The sequence below is a fragment of the Pseudomonas sp. S12(2018) genome (assembly GCF_024355235.1).
In the GTDB taxonomy this organism is placed as follows: Bacteria; Pseudomonadota; Gammaproteobacteria; order Pseudomonadales; family Pseudomonadaceae; genus Aquipseudomonas; species Aquipseudomonas palmensis.
This window is the reverse complement of sequence record NZ_QLAD01000003.1, coordinates 235,808-252,496: the sequence shown is the minus strand read 5'-3', so window position 1 is coordinate 252,496 and position 16,689 is coordinate 235,808. Positions and strand designations below refer to the sequence as shown.

The window sequence follows — 16,689 nt, the reverse complement described above, 5'->3', positions numbered from 1 at the left end:
GCAGCGTTGCCAATTTCAGGAGGTGTGGGGGCTCTACAGGCGCCGCATAACCCTGTAGGAGCTGGCCTTGCCAGCGAATGCAGACACCGCCGTAGCCGAATGCACACCACAAAACCCTGTAGGAGCGGGCTTGACCCGCGAACGACCGCAACGCGGTCGCATAGCACCCAAGCCCCTACTACTCCATCAGTGAACAGCCTGAACCCGGCTCAACGCCACCTCCACCAACCCCCGCGCGTGTTCTATCTCATGCACGGCCGCCAGGCTGAGCATCTGCTGGGGGGCTTGGGAATGAAGTAGCACCGCGTGCTGCGACACGGTCTGTGCGCAGAGCAGATATTCGGAGAGTTGGATGAGGATGTCTTCGAGGGATTGGGGGGTGTGGTGGGGTGGGTCTGGGACGATTTTGAGCATGACGATCTCCTTGCTTTATGGAGCCGCCAAACACCCTGCTGTCAAACAAGAAGGTGGCAGCTATACGCGGGTTGACAGACCGAGAAAGCAAGGAACCCGGCGCACACGAGTGTGCCCCACGTACAGCCGCCATAAAGCGAGCACATGCGGATTGCTTGATATCGATCTGTCAAAACCGGTCGTTGGATTGACAACGACGTGGGGAGACTAGAGCGGTATGAAGGCGCCCGCAATGGCTGGAAAGCGGCGGAAGTATGAATGGGAAATGGACTACACGGAATAAGGAATGTCTGAAATTTTCGGAGAAACTGCACGTTTAGTCTTGTATCAGAAGGCTACTCAGACAGTAAGGTGGCAGCTGTACTTGGGTTGACAGACCGAGAGCATTGAAACTCGGCGCACGTTGATGTGCCCCACGTACAGCCACCATAAAGATGCACCTACGCTAGGCGTCGGAGACGATTTGGCAAAAACGGGCGCTTAATTGGCTGCGACGAAGGGAGCGTAGTAGAGCGACGGACGCGACGCCATGACGAGCGTGCAGCCAAACTGCGATTCGGAAAGTGACTACAGGAAAGTTGGAAAATTTGAGATTCGGATGTGACGGATTGTAAATTTGCGTGAGAACAGCGATTCAGCCAGAGCTCTAGTTCGCTGGCTGATAAGCCAAGATCGCCTTCGCCAGCCGCATCTCGTCCTCAATGGTAATCGTGCGCGTGGGCTGCAGCGCTATGAAGGCGGCTTGTAGCTCTGCGCCCAGAATGGTGCCGTCGCTAGCCACGTAGGCAGCAGCATCATTGCGGGCGTCCACGATTTTTTTATCCTGGTTTTTGCTGCTATTTCGGGTGCTGGCTTCCGCGTCCTCGGTCAGGGTCACGGGAAACAGCGTCACGGCCAGAGAAGACGTAACGATTACTCCAAGGAACGTGGGTTCTACGGCGCGGCCATCCCCGGCTTGTGCGGATGGGATGGCGGAAAAACTGAGCACAATTGCCGCTATAAGTTTGCGCACCTACTCGCTTCCTGCGTTAGACCGATCGGGCAAAAACGCAATGTACGCGCATTCGGGCGAGGTATCGACTGAAGGAACATCAAACGGACAACATTGGACCAATCGGGGAGTTAACACATACCAGCAGTCGATCAAGTAGGTGGTGGCGGTACGCGGGTTGATAGACCGAGGACTCTAGAACTCGGCGCACAGAGTGTGCCCCACGTACAGCCGCCATAAACGCTTCACGCGCTCTAGGAGCAAGGGCTCGGCTGAGACTAGAGCTCTCACAGGAATTGCGCAATGGCTGGTGTTCAGCCAAAAGATGATTGGGAAAGGGGCTACGAGGACTAAGGAACACATGAAAAATCCCCCAAAATCAATATAGTCACGAAGCTGAAAATGGACCCGTAAGTTGATAAACATTTCATGATGGACACTTGAAATTAATCAAGATATTGCAGCACCATGCTTTTCCTACATTTTCGCAGGAAAGGTCTGACAGTGACGAAAGCAACGCCGAAGGAACGGGTCCAGTGGGCAATCAATGAATTCGATCAAAATCTGAGGCATCAGTCCAACTGGATAGGCTGGGAAACCAATCGTCGCTATTACTCCGCCATAGCGGTTGCGGGCAAGCGCTATCCTGCAAAAAAAATTGTGGCCTTGGCCTCAGCAAAGGATGAGCAGTCTTTCTCAGGCGCATTTGAAACGACACGCTATTTACGTAAAGCTGGATTTCAGACGGAAGCCATCCTCCACCCACCAGCTTCGATCCTGGACCTTCACTTCGAACGAGGTGCGGTGTATGACCGAAAAACCGAAATCCATGGACCATTTGGTGGGAGTCACCAGTCAGGGATTGCTCCGTCTTCAACTCATCCTGCGATTTTTATTTTCACCGGTGAAGCGGGTGAGCAGCATGGTTACCTGGACGACTGGCTGGATGACAATACCTTTCTCTATACCGGTGAAGGCCAGAAAGGGCCTATGACCTTAACAAAAGGAAACCTAGCCATTTCCGAGCATGTTAAGACTGGGAAATCGCTCTATCTATTTCAGTCATTAGCAAAAGGTAAAGGTCATCGCTTTGACGGCGAATTCGTCTGTGAGGGATTTTTCCAAAGCGAACAAGCCGACAAGGACGGCGATTTGCGCAGCACTATTGTTTTCCGGTTGAGCCGAATTGAAGCGATAACTGACGACGCACTGAACCGATTACCATCAGAACATAATGAATTTCCTTTAGAGTCCGATCTGATCGCAGCACGAAATGCCGCCCTCTCAGTGACTCAACGCGCACCGAGAATAAACCCAAGTGTAAGTAAAAGAAACATTTACCAACGAAGCCGCGTGGTGGCCCACTACGTGATTATGCGTTCGAAAGGTGTATGTGAGAGCTGTAGTACTACGGCCCCCTTTCTAAAAGCTGATGGGCAACCTTATCTGGAACCGCATCATATTAATCGAGTTTCAGATGGTGGCTTGGACCATCCTCAGTTTGTCGCAGCGATATGCCCGAATTGCCATCGAGAAATTCACTCAGGCGCAAATGGAGAGAGGAAGAATCTAGAGTTAGCAGCGAAAATTAAAAAAGCCGAATTGCTTTACTCCTGAAATTACTATGGCACTTTAGGGCATCATTTGATGCCCTAACTCATACCCCTCCGCACTTCATCCCGATCAAGTCGGCTCGCCTTCACGCCCTTACTTGTAACGGTGCTATTTTCGATAACGCTTGCCGATTTATCGAAGCTTGCCCTTACGAAAAGACCTATGCGGCTAAAATAATTCGCTGCGCCCTAGCCACACTCAAAAAGCAACTAATTGCAAAGTCGGCAATTTCCAAAAGGGAGTGATTGACTGCGGCGCAGAGGTAGGTTGGCTATTTCAGAAAACGTAGAAACCTAAGAATCTACATAAAAATCACGCACATGAAAAAGGCCATCCCTTTCGGAAATGGCCTTATTCACTGAATATATGGTCGGGACGGAGTGATTCGAACACTCGACCCCTTGCACCCCATGCAAGTGCGCTACCGGGCTGCGCTACGCCCCGACTGGGCTTGAAGCATGTTCCCCTTGTTGCTGAGAACGATGAAGAATTTACCTTAACCTTTTGAATTATGGAAGCTTTTTTTCCAAAATTCCTGAAACGGCTTCGGTCACTTCTTCAACACCACCAGCACATCCTCCAATTCGACAATCATCTGCCGAATCATCTGTTTGTACTGGGTCGTGTCATCCTTGGCTTCATCCCCCGACAGGCGCAACCGCGCACCGCCGATGGTGAAGCCCTGGTCGTATAACAGCGCCCGGATCTGCCGGATCATCAGCACGTCCTGGCGCTGATAATACCGGCGGTTACCGCGGCGCTTCACCGGGTTAAGCTGGGGAAACTCCTGCTCCCAGTAACGGAGCACGTGCGGTTTTACCGCACAAAGCTCGCTCACTTCACCAATGGTGAAGTAGCGTTTGCCTGGAATCGGCGGAAGCTCGTCGTTATGACTTGGTTCCAGCATAGGCCTCAACTCGGGCTTTCAACTTCTGCCCTGGACGAAAGGTGACGACTCGACGCGCCGTGATCGGGATCTCTTCACCCGTTTTCGGGTTGCGGCCCGGCCGCTGGCGCTTGTCACGCAAGTCAAAGTTGCCGAAACCCGACAATTTGACCTGCTCGTTGTCTTCAAGAGCGTGCCTGATCTCTTCAAAAAACAGCTCGACCAATTCCTTGGCCTCGCGCTTGTTCAGGCCCAGCTCCTCGTACAGCCGTTCGGCCATCTCAGCTTTCGTCAGAGCACCCATACGCTATTTCCTTAACGTGGTGTTCAACCTTTGTTCAAGCGAGGTGAGAATGTTTTGCGTGGTGGCGTTCACCTCATCGTCGTTAAGAGTGCGCGATGGATGCTGCCAGGTCAAGCCGACGGCCAGGCTTTTTCTATCAGGATCAATACCTTTACCCTGATACACATCAAACAGCCTGAGGTCGGTGAGCCACTCGCCCGCGTTTTCACGGATTACATCCAGCACCGCGCTGGCCGCCACATCACGCCCTGCGATCAACGCCAGGTCACGGCGTACTTCGGGGAAGCGCGACAGTTCGTGGAACTTCGGCAGGCGCCCTTCCACTACATCCGCCAGCACCAGCTCGAACACATACACGGTGCGGTCCAGGCCGAGGGTCTTGACCAGCTCGGGGTGCAAGGCGCCCAGGTAGCCGACTTCGACGCCGTCACGCTCGATGCGCGCGGTCTGGCCTGGGTGCAGCGCCGGATGTTTGCCGGGCACAAAGGTGAAGTCGTCGAGCGAACCGGAGAAGCCCAGTACCGCTTCAACGTCGGCCTTCACATCGAAGAAGTCGATGGTGTCGCGGCCGTTGGCCCAGCCTTCCGGCAGACGGCTACCGCAGACCACACCAGCCAGCATCGGCTGTTGCTTGAGGTCGCCCAGCTGGCCGACGAAGCGCTGGCCGCTCTCGAACAGGCGCACACGGTCTTGCTGGCGGTTGAGGTTGTGCTGCAGTGCCTTGACCAGGCCCGGCCACAGGCTGACACGCATGGCCGCCATGTCGCTGGAAATCGGGTTGGCCAACAGCAGCGGCTCTACGCCAGGGTTGAACAGCTCGAACTGCTTGGGGTCGATGAAGCTGTAGGTGATCGCTTCCTGGTAGCCACGGGCAACCAGCAGGCGACGCAGCGCAGGCAGTTCGCCACGCACTTCAGACCTGGCCTGCGGGGCCAGGCGCGCTTGCGGGTAACGGACCGGCAGGCGGTTGTAGCCGTACAGACGGGCCAGCTCCTCGATCAGGTCCACTTCCAGGCTGATGTCGAAGCGATGGCTGGGCACTTCGACCTGCCACTGCCCGGCCTCACCGCTGGTTTTCAGGCCCAGGCCGTTGAGCAGTTGCTCGACTTCGGCGCTGTCCATCTCCATGCCCAGCATCTGGGTGATGCGCTCGGCACGCAGGGTGACCGGGGCGATGTTGGGCAGGTGCTCTGGGCTGACGGTCTCGATGATCGGGCCGGCTTCGCCACCTACGATATCCAGTAGCAGGCCAGTGGCGCGCTCCATGGCTTCGCGGGCCAGTTGCGAGTCGACGCCACGCTCGTAGCGGTGCGAGGCATCGGTGTGCAGGCCGTAGGAGCGGGCCTTGCCAGCCACCGAGATCGGCTCGAAGAAGGCGCTTTCAAGGAAGATATCCTTGGTGGTGGCCGCAACGCCGCTGTGCTCGCCACCCATCACGCCGGCAATGGCCAGGGCGCGATCGTGGTCGGCGATGACCAGCGTGTCGGCACGCAGGGCAACTTCCTGGCCATCGAGCAGGACGAGCTTCTCGCCCTCCTCGGCCATGCGCACTCGGATGCCACCGTTGATTTCAGAGAGGTCGAAGGCGTGCAGCGGCTGGCCCAGCTCGATCATCACGTAGTTGGTGATGTCGACGGCAGCATCGATGCTGCGCACGTCACTGCGGCGCAGACGCTCGACCATCCACAGCGGGGTCGGGCGTGACAGGTCGACGTTGCGGATAACGCGGCCCAGGTAACGCGGGCACGCGGCCGGCGCCAGCACGTCTACCGGGCGCACGTCGTCGATGCCTGGCGCAATGGCCGGCACGGTCGGGCGGGTGACAGGGGCGCCGTACAGGGCGCCGACTTCACGGGCAAGGCCGGCCAGGGACAGGCAGTCGCCGCGGTTCGGGGTCAGGTCGACCTCGATGCTGGCATCGTCCAGGTCCAGATACACGCGGATGTCCTGGCCAACCGGGGCGTCTGCCGCCAGTTCCAGCAGGCCGTCGTTCTCTTCGCTGATCTGCAGCTCGGCGGCCGAGCACAGCATGCCGTTGGACTCGACGCCACGCAGCTTGGCCTTCTTGATCTTGAAGTCGCCTGGCAGTTCGGCGCCGATCATGGCGAACGGGATCTTCAGGCCAGGGCGCACATTCGGCGCGCCGCACACTACCTGGAAGGTCTCGCTGCCATTGCTGACCTGGCACACACGCAGCTTGTCGGCGTCGGGGTGCTGCTCGGTGCTCAGCACCTCGCCCACCACGATGCCGCTGAATTGACCGGCGGCCGGGGTTACGCTGTCGACCTCAAGACCGGCCATGGACAGACGTGCCACCAGCTCGTCACGGGATACCTGCGGGTTGACCCAACCGCGCAGCCACTTTTCACTGAATTTCATCCTGCTCTCCTAAAGATTCGTTACGGGTGCGCGACCTAGCGAAATTGCGCAAGGAACCGCAAGTCGTTGTCGAAGAACAGGCGCAAATCGTTGACGCCGTAACGCAGCATGGCCAGGCGCTCGGCCCCCATGCCAAATGCGAAGCCCGAGAACTCTTCGGGGTCGATACCAGACATGCGCAGCACGTTCGGGTGCACCATGCCGCAGCCCATGACTTCGAGCCAACCGGTCTGCTTGCACACACGGCAGCCCTTGCCGCTGCACATCACGCACTGGATATCGACTTCAGCCGAAGGCTCGGTGAAGGGGAAGAACGACGGACGGAAACGTACCGCCAGCTCTTTTTCGAAGAACACGCGCAGGAATTCTTCGATGGTGCCTTTGAGGTCGGCAAAATTGATGTCGCGATCGATCAGCAGGCCTTCGACCTGGTGAAACATCGGCGAGTGGGTAATGTCCGAGTCGTTGCGGTACACGCGACCCGGGCAGACAATGCGAATCGGCGGCTGGGTGGACTCCATGGTCCGCACTTGCACCGGCGAGGTGTGGGTGCGCAGCAGCATGTTGGCATTGAAGTAGAAGGTGTCATGCATTGCCCGGGCCGGGTGGTGGCCGGGAATGTTGAGCGCTTCGAAGTTGTGGTAGTCGTCTTCGACTTCCGGGCCTTCGGCGATGCCGTAGCCGATATGGGTGAAGAACTGCTCGATGCGTTCGAGGGTACGGGTGACAGGGTGCAAACCACCGGAGGTCTGGCCACGGCCAGGCAAGGTGACGTCAATGCACTCGGCAGCCAGGCGAGCGCTGAGCTCGGCTTCTTCATAGGCGGCTTTGCGGGCGTTGAGCACCTCGGTCACGCGTTCCTTGGCTTCGTTGATCAGCGCGCCGACTTTGGGCCGCTCTTCAGCCGGCAGGTTGCCCAGGGTCTTCATCACCTGAGTCAGTTCGCCTTTCTTGCCAAGGAATTGAACCCGGATCTGCTCCAGGGCATTGATGTCTTCAGCGCGCTCCACAGCCTCGAGGGCTTGGGAGACCAACGCATCCAGGTTTTCCATGTACAGACTCCAGATACAAAATAGGGGAAGAGCTTACAGGCTCTTCCCCTATCTATGACGTTTAACATCCGCCGCCGACATCGACGGCGAATGATTGTCGTGGGTACTTAAGCCAGAACGGCTTTAGCCTTTTCGACAATCGCAGCAAACGCCGCTTTTTCGTTCACTGCCAGATCAGCCAGAACTTTGCGGTCGATTTCGATCGACGCTTTTTTCAGGCCAGCGATCAGGCGGCTGTAGGACAGACCGTTGACGCGAGCACCAGCGTTGATACGAGCGATCCACAGAGCGCGGAACTGACGTTTTTTCTGGCGACGGTCGCGGTAGGCGTATTGGCCTGCCTTGATGACCGCTTGCTTGGCAACACGGAATACGCGCGAGCGAGCGCCGTAGTAACCTTTAGCCAGTTTCAGAATTTTCTTGTGACGCTTACGAGCGATGACGCCACGCTTTACACGAGCCATGAGTAATTTCCTCTATCTATAACCAAAAATTAACGAAGGCGCAGCATGCGCTCGACTTTTGCAACGTCCGACGCGTGCAGCAGGCTGCTACCGCGAAGTTGACGCTTACGCTTGGTCGACATTTTGGTCAGGATGTGGCTCTTGAAAGCGTGTTTGTGCTTGATGCCGTTAGCCGTTTTCAAGAAACGCTTGGCTGCACCGCTTTTGGTTTTCATTTTTGGCATGTTCGGATACTCCGCATTCAGTTGATAAACATAACCGCAAGGCCTGCCGTGCCCTGGTGGTTATTTCTTTTTCTTGGGGGCGATGACCATCAAAAGCTGGCGTCCTTCCATCTTAGGATGCTGTTCGACGGTCCCGTATTCGGCAAGATCAGCTTCGATCCGCTTCAACAGTTCCATACCCAGCTCCTGGTGGGCCATCTCACGACCACGGAATCTCAGAGAGATTTTGGTCTTGTCCCCATCAGTAAGGAAACGTACCAGGTTGCGTAGTTTTACCTGGTAATCCCCTTCCTCCGTCCCTGGACGAAACTTGATTTCTTTGATCTGGATGATCTTCTGGTTCTTCTTCGCCGCAGCCTGCTGCTTTTTCTTCTCGAACAGGCTTTTGCCGTAGTCGAGGACTTTGCAGACAGGCGGAACGGCGTCAGCAGAAATTTCTACCAGGTCCAGTTTCGCTTCTTCAGCGATACGAAGCGCTTCTTCAATCGAGACGATGCCCAACTGCTCGCCGTCAGCGCCAATTAACCGAACCTCACGTGCCGAGATATTCTCGTTGATCGGGGCTTTCGGTGCAGCTCGTTTATCTTGTCTCATATCACGCTTAATAGTAATTACTCCGAATCTTGGCGACCACGCCGGGAAACCGCTTGCGCGAGCAGGTCCGCAAATTGGGCGACGGGCATGGAGCCCAGGTCAGCACCTTCGCGGGTACGCACAGCGACAGTTTGCGTTTCGACTTCCCGATCCCCGATAACCAGGAGATAGGGAACCTTGAGCAAGGTATGCTCGCGGATTTTAAAGCCGATTTTCTCATTTCTCAAGTCGGACTTGGCACGGAAGCCGCTTTCGGCCAGAGTTTTTTCCACTTTCTGGGCGAAATCCGCTTGTTTGTCGGTGATATTCATGATCACCGCCTGCGTAGGCGCCAGCCAGGCTGGGAATGCACCTTCGTAGTGCTCGATGAGAATTCCGACGAAACGCTCGAACGAACCGAGGATGGCACGGTGCAGCATCACCGGATGCTTGCGGCCGTTGTCTTCGGAGACGTATTCGGCGCCCAGACGGATCGGCAGGTTGAAGTCGAGCTGCAGGGTACCACACTGCCACACACGGCCAAGGCAATCCTTCAGCGAGAATTCGATTTTCGGGCCGTAGAACGCCCCTTCACCCGGCTGCAGGTCGTACGGCAGGCCGGCGCTGTCGAGCGCGGCGGCCAGTGCGCCTTCGGCACGGTCCCACAGGTCGTCGGAACCCACGCGCTTTTCAGGGCGCGTCGAGAGCTTGAGCTCGATGTCCTTGAAGCCGAAGTCCTTGTACACGTCCAGGGTCAGCTTGATGAACGCGGCGGACTCGGACTGCATCTGTTCTTCGGTGCAGAAGATGTGCGCATCGTCCTGCACGAAGCCGCGCACACGCATGATGCCGTGCAGGGCGCCCGAAGGCTCGTTGCGATGGCAAGCGCCGAACTCGGCCAGACGCAGCGGCAGCTCGCGGTAGCTCTTAAGGCCCTGGTTGAACACCTGTACGTGGCACGGGCAGTTCATCGGCTTGATGGCGTAGTCGCGGTTCTCGGACTGGGTGGTGAACATGTTGTCACCGTAGTTGGCCCAGTGCCCGGACTTCTCCCACAGCGTGCGGTCGACCACTTGCGGGGTCTTGATTTCCAGGTAGCCGTTGTCGCGTTGCACCTTGCGCATGTACTGCTCGAGCACCTGGTACAGGGTCCAGCCATTGGGGTGCCAGAACACCATGCCCGGCGCTTCTTCCTGGAGGTGGAACAGGTTCAGGCGCTTGCCGATCTTGCGGTGGTCGCGTTTCTCGGCCTCTTCGATGCGCTGGATGTAGGCGGCCAGCTGCTTCTTGTCAGCCCAGGCCGTGCCGTACACACGTTGCAGTTGCTCGTTCTTGGCGTCGCCGCGCCAGTAGGCACCGGACAGCTTGGTCAGCTTGAACGACTTGAGAAAGCGCGTATTGGGCACGTGCGGGCCGCGGCACATGTCGACGTATTCTTCATGGAAGTACAGGCCCATGGCCTGTTCGTTCGGCATGTCTTCGACCAGGCGCAGCTTGTAGTCTTCGCCACGGGCCTTGAACAGCTCGATCACCTCGGCGCGCGGGGTGACCTTCTTGATGACGTCGTAGTCCTTCTCGATCAGCTGCTGCATGCGCTGCTCGATCGCCGCCAGGTCTTCCGGGGTGAAGGGACGCTCATACGCGATGTCGTAGTAGAAGCCCTCGTCGATGACCGGGCCGATCACCATCTTGGCGGTCGGGTACAGCTGCTTGACGGCATGACCGACCAGGTGAGCGCAGGAGTGACGGATGATCTCCAGCCCCTCTTCGTCCTTGGGCGTGATGATTTGCAGGCTGGCGTCCTGCTCGATCAGGTCGCACGCGTCGACCAGCTTGCCGTCGACCTTGCCGGCCACGGTGGCCTTGGCCAGGCCTGCACCAATGGATGCGGCGACCTCGGCTACGGTTACGGCCTTGTCGAACGAACGTTGACTGCCATCGGGAAGAGTAATAGTGGGCATGGCGCCTCCTCTCCTAGTGGTGACCCCTACCAAAGGTCACGTGGGTTGGGATGAGCCAGTACGCGATTCGACCCTGTCTTTGCAATGCAAAGCCTGCCTCACAGTGGCAGAAGCCCAAGGGCCTGCCAGGGTACGAACCAGAGTGACTGGATACATATATATAGAAAGATTTGAGCGGCAAGACGAATCGGCCAAATCCTGAGCCAGGCATGCTAGCACAAAGCTTTCGGCGCGTAGGGCCATGGGCCGGGGATATGCAGAAATATTCTGAAATTAGACCGATGCGGTGAACTTGAGCGGTTTTTTTCCGCTCAGAGATTAGGAAGCGACCTACTCTAGATACACCCGACCTAATAAAGGAGTGACCGGTATGCGACTTCATTCTCTTCTGGCCTTGGCGGCCACTGGTGCCCTGCTGCTGCCGCTTGGCGCCAACGCAGGCACTGTTCCACCAGGCTACCTGACGTCCTGCGTGGCCACCGCCTCTGCCCAGCCGGGCATGACGAAACAATCCGCCGAAAAGCACTGCAGCTGCAGCGTGAATGTGATCGAAAAAAACTTTTCGGACGCAGAGATCAAAGAGCTCAACAGCACTGACGGCGTAGACCAGAAGCTCATAGACAAGGCAAAACAGCTGGTTACGCAGGCCTGCAAGCCCCAGAAATAAGGGCGCAGGCCATACAAAACTCAGTTAATTTGCGCCAGATCAGCATTCGGCACACGTAAAAGTCACCACAAGCGCAAAATTAGACTATGATGCCTCTGTGCACCTTGTTGGCCTCGGCGACACCGCACTACTGAAAAACATCATGTTTCCTGGAGATACACCCATGTCCAATCGCCAAACCGGCACCGTCAAATGGTTCAACGATGAAAAAGGCTTCGGCTTCATCACTCCACAAGGTGGCGGCGACGACCTGTTCGTACACTTCAAGGCCATCGAGTCTGACGGCTTCAAGAGCCTGAAAGAAGGCCAGACCGTCTCCTTCGTTGCCGAAAAAGGCCAGAAGGGCATGCAGGCTGCACAAGTTCGTCCAGAGTAAGTTCTGACGAATAAAAAAAACCCGTCCTTGGACGGGTTTTTTTGTGCCTGCCGTTTATGCAACGGCAGGCCCGGGGCGGAATCAGCCGCAATTGACCCGGGTGACCACGCCCTTGTCGTCGGCGTTGAGGTTCAAGCGCTCGGAACGGTACTCCAGGGTGATCATGTCGGTCGGCTTGAGCACGCGGGCGATCTGCGCCCCGCTCGCCTTGCGCGCCTGCTCCAGCAGCTCGGGGGTTGCCGGCTTGCCGACGGTGAATGCGGCGTTGCTGGCATCGCAGCGACCATCGAGGTTCGGTGCTGCCGCTACCTCTGGCGCCTTGGACGATGAGCCATCGGTACTGCAACCTGCCAGAACCACGGCTGCCAACAGGCTCGCCAATGTTGCACGCGTGCGGAACATGAATCCTCCTTTCAAATACTGGAATGCTGTCTGATACGACAGTTTTAAGCACTTTTGGTTGCAAAAACGTCCCAGTCTGCCTGAGACGTGCTCGTCAGGGAAACCTCAATCGTGACCGGATTTTGCCTGAGCGCAGCGGTTCAGTAGATATCGATGTAGTCGCTGGCGGGCTTGGGCCAGTTGCTGGCCAGCACGTTGTACACCTGCATGACCCAGCGTTCGTCGTCGGCGGCAACAGGGCCCACGCAGCCCGAGCCGGCAGCCCAGGTCTCGAGGCGAAACAGCAGGCCATCGAGCTCGCGCCCGCCGGTAATCTGCGACAGGTAGGCAATGCCGCCGCGGGTGACGCGCAACTGGTTGTGGATTCGGTCGTTGCCTTCGGCCAGCAGCTGGCGCACCTGCTGGGGGGTGAGCTGCTCGGGGGTGTTCAAGTCGATCTGCACGGGGTGTCCTCGGGCGTGCGCGGTGGCTGTGGGGTGCAGGGTACATCAGGCGGACTCTGTACGCCCTCTTCGCTGGCAAGCCAGCTCCACGGCTACCGCGCCGACCCAAGTGCCAACGAAGAATCGGTACAGACGTCACGAATAGGCGAACCCAACCACCATTTAGTTTGCCTAGCCCCGCTGCTTATGCATAAGTAGCAGTGCTGGCCCTGTTGCAACATGTTTAACTTGTACCTGTTGGCGGAGCGCAATCATGCCCCCGCTGTAGACGCCAGGGCCCGGCATCTGCACCAAACAGCACGCGTATTTTCGATCGAGACCCCCATGAATAGCCCCACCCTGGACACCAACATCAAGGTCACATGGCCTGACGGCCATCGTTCCTACAGCCCCGGCACCACCGAAGAGCTGTTCATCATCGCCGCCGACCTGCTGCTTCAAGACCTCGGCCACGAAGCTGCCCGCACCTTCGTCGACCAGGTGTTCGAACGCCACTGGCCCGCGACCGAACACCAGCCCACACCCATTACTGCAATCGAGCAAGACGCTCGCTGAGCAAATCGAAAAAGCCCTGGGCATCGCCGCTCTCGATCCACATCACATTGGCCGGTAGCTCGAGCGTGCCGTACCAGTCCGCAATGGTCTGACCAAAGGTCGGGCCTTCGCGGCTATCCACGCTCATGTGAATCTGCCGGCCACTGAACAGCTCGGGCTTGAGCAGGTAGGCAATCACGCTGGCATCGTGCACCGGCCCACCCGGCAGGCCGTAGTGCGCCATATCCCCCTTGACGTAAGCATCCAGAATATCGCCCACCAGCTTGCTGGCGTGGTTGTTCAACCCGCGAATCTGCTTCAGGCGCGCCTCGCTGGTGAGTACCTTGTGGGTCACGTCCAGCGGCAGGTAGGTGAGCTTGACCCCGCTGCGCAACACGACCTCTGCCGCCTGTGGGTCGGCGTACAGGTTGAACTCGGCCGCCGGGGTGATATTGCCGCCATTGAAGTGGGCACCGCCCATCACCACCACTTCCTTGATGCCCTTGACGATCTGCGGGGCCTGAATCAGCGCCAGTGCCAGGTTGGTCTGCGGGCCTAGCATGGCAAGGGTGATGCTGTTGGGTTCAGCGCCACCGAGGGTGTCGATCAGGTACTGCACCGCGCTGCCCTGGGCCAGGCCCTTTTTCGGCTCGTGCACCGCCACGCCAGGCAAGCCCTCCTCGCCATGGATGTTCTCGGCATAGATCGGCGTGCGCACCAGCGGCGTGGGCGCGCCGGCGTACACCGGCACCTCTTCGCGCCCCGCCCACTCCCGGGCCAGCCGTGCGTTGCGCGAGGTCTTGTCGAGTCGCACATTACCGGCCACGGTGGTAATGGCGCGCACCTTCAGTTCCTCTGGCGACGCCAGGGCGAACAACAACGCCACCACGTCATCCGCGCCGGGGTCGGTATCGATGATCAGGTCGCGGGGCGCGGCCAGCACGGCAGTACTCGACAGGGCAGACATAAGCAATACACCTCGCAGCAAACGTTTGGCTTTATGGACACGTTCAGGCATCGGGCACTCCTTGTGCTCAGGGGACAACAGTCAAAAGGTCACGCCCGCCACCAGCGCGATGTTGGTATAGGGCTGGCATTCGCCGGTGCGCACGATGGCCCTGGCCTGCGCACCGAGCTGCTTGAACGCCGCATGGCTCATCAAATGGCGCGCGCCCAGCTCGCCGCGGGCATGCAGCAGCTCGATGCCTGCCAGGGCCGGCGGCCTGTGTTGCAGGGTCTCGTCGGCCAGCACGTGGCTTTCGACCTGCATTTCGGCCAGCACCGTGTGCAAGGTACTGATGAAATCCGGTATGCCGGGCGTCAGTGCAAGGTCGATCAGCTCGACACCGGCAGGCACGGGCAGGCCAGCGTCGCCGATCAGCACCACATCGCCATGCCCCAGCGACGCGATCAGGCGCGACAGAGCGATATTGAGCAACGGAGTCTTCTTCATGGCGTGCTCCCCTGCAGTTCGCTCAGATACGGAATGGAGGGCTGGGCACCGGCGCGGGTGACCGAAATGGCGGCGGCCTGCTGGCCAAAGGCAATGGCCTCGCGCTCCGACCTGCCAGCGGCCAACGCAGCGGCAAAGCCACCGACGAAGGTATCCCCGGCCGCCGTGGTGTCCAGTGGCTGCACCCGCGTCGCCGGAAAATGCGCAAAACCCTGGCCATCGGCGAACAGAGCGCCTTGCGCGCCCAGGGTGACGATCACCTTGCCCACCCCCAGCGCCAGCAGTCGGCTGGCGGCTGCCTGCGCCTCCTGCAGCGAAGCCACCGGCAGCCCGGTCAGGGCGCTGGCCTCGCTCTCGTTGGGGATCAGGTAGTCGATGTTGACAAACCAGTCAGCCGGCAGCGGCCCAGTGGCCGGTGCCGGGTTGAGGATCACGGTCTTGCCCAGCGCCCGGCCACGGGCCAGGGTGTGTGCCACGGTGGCCTGCGGTACTTCGAGCTGACAGATGATCACATCGGCAGCCTGCAGCAGGCGGTCCAGGCGCTGTACCGATGCCGGCAGCAAGTGCCCATTGCCACCGGCCACGATGACGATGGCGTTCTGGCTGCTGGCATCCACCACAATCAGTGCCACACCACTGGAAACACCCGCCGCCGTGTCCACGCCCTGGCAATCGATGCCCTCGTCGAGCAGCGCCTGACGCAACTGCGCACCGTAGGCGTCCTCCCCCACACAGCCGATCATCGCCACCGCCGCCCCCAACCGCGCAGCTGCTACCGCCTGGTTGGCGCCCTTGCCGCCCGGCACGGTGCCGAACCACTCGCCGGCCAGGGTTTCCCCCGCCTGCGGCAGGCGCTCGGCGCGGGTCACCAGGTCCATGTTCAGGCTGCCTACCACCACTACATTCGCTTGCATGGCATGTCGGTCCTAGCGGTAATCATTGAAGAGGTCGGGACGCGGCCCGGTGGACTCGCGCAGCACGATGCTCGGCGCGACGATGCGCTGCTCTACCCCACTGCGCTGCGGCTCACCGATACGCCGCAGCAACAGTTCGGACGCCATCTCGCCCAGCTCGCGGATCGACTGCCCTACCGTGGTCAGCGCAGGGTAGACGTACTGGCTCATCTGGATATCGTCGAAACCGATCACCGACAGTTCGCTCGGCACGCAGATGTTGCGCTCGGCCGCGGCACGCAGCACGCCCATGCCGATCATGTCGTTGGCCGCGAAGATCGCGGTCGGGCGGTCGTGGCCCAGCAGTTGCGCTGCGGCGCCATAGCCGCCCAGGCTGGTGAAGTCGCTGTCCACCACGCGGCCCTCGCGCAGGGGCACCCCGGCCTGGGCCAGTGCCCGGTGAAAGCCGGCCAGGCGCATCTTGGCCACGCTGGTGTGTGCCGGGCCGTTGATGCAGGCGATGTCCTGGTGCCCCAGCTCCAGCAGGTGCCGGGTGGCCAGGTAGGCCCCCTGCTCGTGGTCGATGCGCACCAGGTCGGCGTCGACGCCCGCCAGCGCGCGGTCGACGATCACCATGGGCGTGCGCACGCTGGCCAGGCTGTCGAGCAGGTCGGCCTCCTCGCCCACCGAGGCCACGATCAGACCGTCGATGCGTTTCTCCAGCAGCACGCGCAGGTAGCTGCGCTGCTTGCGCGGGTCGTCGTCGGAGTTGCACAGGATCACGCAGTAGCCATTGCGCTCGCAGCCATCCTCGATGCCCCGCGCCAGTTCGGCGAAATACGGGTTGACGCTGTTGGGCACCAGCAGGCCGATGGTGGCCGTGCAGCGCGCCTTGAGCGAGCGCGCTACCGCACTGGGCACGTAGTCCAGCTCGGCAATCGCCGCTTCTACCTTGCGCCGCACCGGTTCGCTCACCGGGCGGGTCTTGTTCAGCACGTGGGAAACGGTGGTATAGGAAATACCCGCCAGCGCCGCTACATCTTTGATGGTTGCCATTGT

Annotated in this window: 20 protein-coding genes and 1 tRNA gene; 4 read left to right on the top strand and 17 right to left on the bottom strand. The window is 59.2% G+C overall.

What is annotated here, in order from left to right; translation table 11 throughout:
- Window positions 1-186: 186 nt before the first annotated feature.
- A complete protein-coding gene (locus tag DN388_RS08375; RefSeq protein ID WP_058541294.1) occupies window positions 187-414 on the bottom strand; it encodes a hypothetical protein in 228 nt (75 codons plus the stop codon).
- A 646-nt stretch (window positions 415-1,060) separates the two neighbouring features.
- Entirely contained in the window at window positions 1,061-1,426 is a 366-nt protein-coding gene (locus tag DN388_RS25405) for a DUF2388 domain-containing protein (protein ID WP_254998643.1), read from the bottom strand.
- A gap of 483 nt (window positions 1,427-1,909) precedes the next feature.
- On the opposite strand from DN388_RS25405, the gene DN388_RS08365 reads away from it, so the two are divergent.
- Window positions 1,910-3,022, top strand: a complete 1,113-nt coding sequence (locus DN388_RS08365) for an HNH endonuclease (RefSeq protein WP_254998641.1) — start codon at window positions 1,910-1,912, stop codon at window positions 3,020-3,022.
- A 364-nt stretch (window positions 3,023-3,386) separates the two neighbouring features.
- On the opposite strand, the gene DN388_RS08360 is transcribed toward DN388_RS08365, so the two are convergent.
- The 9 genes from DN388_RS08360 to thrS form a co-directional block, all read right to left on the bottom strand.
- Window positions 3,387-3,463: transfer RNA gene (locus DN388_RS08360), tRNA-Pro, on the bottom strand.
- A gap of 106 nt (window positions 3,464-3,569) precedes the next feature.
- Window positions 3,570-3,926, bottom strand: coding sequence for a MerR family transcriptional regulator (locus tag DN388_RS08355; RefSeq protein ID WP_043860798.1), 357 nt, complete (start codon window positions 3,924-3,926; stop codon window positions 3,570-3,572).
- A complete protein-coding gene (gene ihfA, locus DN388_RS08350) occupies window positions 3,907-4,209 on the bottom strand; it encodes an integration host factor subunit alpha (protein WP_002553164.1) in 303 nt (100 codons plus the stop codon). The genes DN388_RS08355 and ihfA overlap by 20 nt, the downstream gene beginning before the upstream one ends.
- Before the next feature lie 3 nt (window positions 4,210-4,212).
- Window positions 4,213-6,588, bottom strand: coding sequence for a phenylalanine--tRNA ligase subunit beta (gene pheT, locus DN388_RS08345; protein ID WP_254998638.1), 2,376 nt, complete (start codon window positions 6,586-6,588; stop codon window positions 4,213-4,215).
- Between the two features lie 35 nt (window positions 6,589-6,623).
- On the bottom strand, window positions 6,624-7,640 hold the full coding sequence (gene pheS / locus DN388_RS08340) for a phenylalanine--tRNA ligase subunit alpha (RefSeq protein ID WP_054915262.1): 1,017 nt from the start codon (window positions 7,638-7,640) through the stop codon (window positions 6,624-6,626).
- Window positions 7,641-7,747: 107 nt separating this feature from the next.
- A complete protein-coding gene (rplT, locus tag DN388_RS08335; RefSeq protein ID WP_043860801.1) occupies window positions 7,748-8,104 on the bottom strand; it encodes a 50S ribosomal protein L20 in 357 nt (118 codons plus the stop codon).
- 29 nt (window positions 8,105-8,133) lie between these two features.
- On the bottom strand, window positions 8,134-8,328 hold the full coding sequence (gene rpmI, locus DN388_RS08330; protein WP_027620572.1) for a 50S ribosomal protein L35: 195 nt from the start codon (window positions 8,326-8,328) through the stop codon (window positions 8,134-8,136).
- 60 nt (window positions 8,329-8,388) lie between these two features.
- On the bottom strand, window positions 8,389-8,940 hold the full coding sequence (gene infC, locus DN388_RS08325; protein ID WP_173925091.1) for a translation initiation factor IF-3: 552 nt from the start codon (window positions 8,938-8,940) through the stop codon (window positions 8,389-8,391).
- A complete protein-coding gene (thrS, locus tag DN388_RS08320; RefSeq protein WP_043860803.1) occupies window positions 8,940-10,862 on the bottom strand; it encodes a threonine--tRNA ligase in 1,923 nt (640 codons plus the stop codon). Before thrS ends, infC begins: the two co-directional genes overlap by 1 nt.
- 370 nt (window positions 10,863-11,232) lie before the next feature.
- On the opposite strand from thrS, the gene DN388_RS08315 reads away from it, so the two are divergent.
- Together DN388_RS08315 and DN388_RS08310 are read left to right on the top strand one after the other, a co-directional pair.
- The gene (locus DN388_RS08315) at window positions 11,233-11,529 is read left to right on the top strand and encodes a hypothetical protein (protein ID WP_054915263.1); all 297 of its coding nucleotides are present in this window, start codon (window positions 11,233-11,235) and stop codon (window positions 11,527-11,529) included.
- A gap of 163 nt (window positions 11,530-11,692) precedes the next feature.
- Complete coding sequence (locus tag DN388_RS08310; RefSeq protein WP_003179963.1) at window positions 11,693-11,905, top strand: cold-shock protein; 213 nt, start codon at window positions 11,693-11,695, stop codon at window positions 11,903-11,905.
- An 81-nt stretch (window positions 11,906-11,986) separates the two neighbouring features.
- Here DN388_RS08310 and DN388_RS08305 read toward each other — a convergent pair whose 3' ends face one another.
- Both DN388_RS08305 and DN388_RS08300 read right to left on the bottom strand, forming a co-directional pair.
- The gene (locus tag DN388_RS08305) at window positions 11,987-12,307 is read right to left on the bottom strand and encodes an I78 family peptidase inhibitor (protein ID WP_043860805.1); all 321 of its coding nucleotides are present in this window, start codon (window positions 12,305-12,307) and stop codon (window positions 11,987-11,989) included.
- A 140-nt stretch (window positions 12,308-12,447) separates the two neighbouring features.
- Window positions 12,448-12,750, bottom strand: coding sequence for a hypothetical protein (locus DN388_RS08300; RefSeq protein ID WP_054915264.1), 303 nt, complete (start codon window positions 12,748-12,750; stop codon window positions 12,448-12,450).
- 324 nt (window positions 12,751-13,074) lie between these two features.
- On the opposite strand from DN388_RS08300, the gene DN388_RS08295 reads away from it, so the two are divergent.
- Complete coding sequence (locus DN388_RS08295) at window positions 13,075-13,305, top strand: hypothetical protein (RefSeq protein ID WP_043860807.1); 231 nt, start codon at window positions 13,075-13,077, stop codon at window positions 13,303-13,305.
- On the opposite strand, the gene DN388_RS08290 is transcribed toward DN388_RS08295, so the two are convergent.
- Genes DN388_RS08290 through DN388_RS08275 form a run of 4 tightly spaced genes read right to left on the bottom strand, consistent with a single transcriptional unit; the run spans window position 13,277 to window position 16,686 of the window.
- Entirely contained in the window at window positions 13,277-14,302 is a 1,026-nt protein-coding gene (locus DN388_RS08290; RefSeq protein WP_254998625.1) for a nucleoside hydrolase, read from the bottom strand. The genes DN388_RS08295 and DN388_RS08290 overlap by 29 nt on opposite strands.
- A 30-nt stretch (window positions 14,303-14,332) precedes the next feature.
- The gene (gene rbsD, locus DN388_RS08285) at window positions 14,333-14,737 is read right to left on the bottom strand and encodes a D-ribose pyranase (RefSeq protein WP_043860809.1); all 405 of its coding nucleotides are present in this window, start codon (window positions 14,735-14,737) and stop codon (window positions 14,333-14,335) included.
- Window positions 14,734-15,651, bottom strand: coding sequence for a ribokinase (gene rbsK, locus DN388_RS08280; RefSeq protein ID WP_043860810.1), 918 nt, complete (start codon window positions 15,649-15,651; stop codon window positions 14,734-14,736). Before rbsK ends, rbsD begins: the two co-directional genes overlap by 4 nt.
- A gap of 12 nt (window positions 15,652-15,663) precedes the next feature.
- Window positions 15,664-16,686, bottom strand: a complete 1,023-nt coding sequence (locus DN388_RS08275; protein WP_043860811.1) for a LacI family DNA-binding transcriptional regulator — start codon at window positions 16,684-16,686, stop codon at window positions 15,664-15,666.
- Window positions 16,687-16,689: the final 3 nt, after the last annotated feature.

Excerpts from the sequence above, each read along its gene's own strand:
- pheS (WP_054915262.1), bottom strand. The coding sequence starts at position 7,640 with ATGGAAAACCTGGATGCGTTGGTCTCCCAAGCCCTCGAGGCTGTGGAG.
- DN388_RS08275 (WP_043860811.1), bottom strand. The coding sequence starts at position 16,686 with ATGGCAACCATCAAAGATGTAGCGGCGCTGGCGGGTATTTCCTATACC.
- DN388_RS08295 (WP_043860807.1), top strand. The coding sequence starts at position 13,075 with ATGAATAGCCCCACCCTGGACACCAACATCAAGGTCACATGGCCTGAC.
- thrS (WP_043860803.1), bottom strand. The coding sequence starts at position 10,862 with ATGCCCACTATTACTCTTCCCGATGGCAGTCAACGTTCGTTCGACAAG.
- DN388_RS08305 (WP_043860805.1), bottom strand. The coding sequence starts at position 12,307 with ATGTTCCGCACGCGTGCAACATTGGCGAGCCTGTTGGCAGCCGTGGTT.
- DN388_RS08290 (WP_254998625.1), bottom strand. The coding sequence starts at position 14,302 with ATGCCTGAACGTGTCCATAAAGCCAAACGTTTGCTGCGAGGTGTATTG.
- pheT (WP_254998638.1), bottom strand. The coding sequence starts at position 6,588 with ATGAAATTCAGTGAAAAGTGGCTGCGCGGTTGGGTCAACCCGCAGGTA.
- rbsD (WP_043860809.1), bottom strand. The coding sequence starts at position 14,737 with ATGAAGAAGACTCCGTTGCTCAATATCGCTCTGTCGCGCCTGATCGCG.
- rpmI (WP_027620572.1), bottom strand. The coding sequence starts at position 8,328 with ATGCCAAAAATGAAAACCAAAAGCGGTGCAGCCAAGCGTTTCTTGAAA.
- DN388_RS08315 (WP_054915263.1), top strand. The coding sequence starts at position 11,233 with ATGCGACTTCATTCTCTTCTGGCCTTGGCGGCCACTGGTGCCCTGCTG.
- rbsK (WP_043860810.1), bottom strand. The coding sequence starts at position 15,651 with ATGCAAGCGAATGTAGTGGTGGTAGGCAGCCTGAACATGGACCTGGTG.
- DN388_RS08310 (WP_003179963.1), top strand. The coding sequence starts at position 11,693 with ATGTCCAATCGCCAAACCGGCACCGTCAAATGGTTCAACGATGAAAAA.
- rplT (WP_043860801.1), bottom strand. The coding sequence starts at position 8,104 with ATGGCTCGTGTAAAGCGTGGCGTCATCGCTCGTAAGCGTCACAAGAAA.
- DN388_RS08375 (WP_058541294.1), bottom strand. The coding sequence starts at position 414 with ATGCTCAAAATCGTCCCAGACCCACCCCACCACACCCCCCAATCCCTC.
- DN388_RS08355 (WP_043860798.1), bottom strand. The coding sequence starts at position 3,926 with ATGCTGGAACCAAGTCATAACGACGAGCTTCCGCCGATTCCAGGCAAA.
- ihfA (WP_002553164.1), bottom strand. The coding sequence starts at position 4,209 with ATGGGTGCTCTGACGAAAGCTGAGATGGCCGAACGGCTGTACGAGGAG.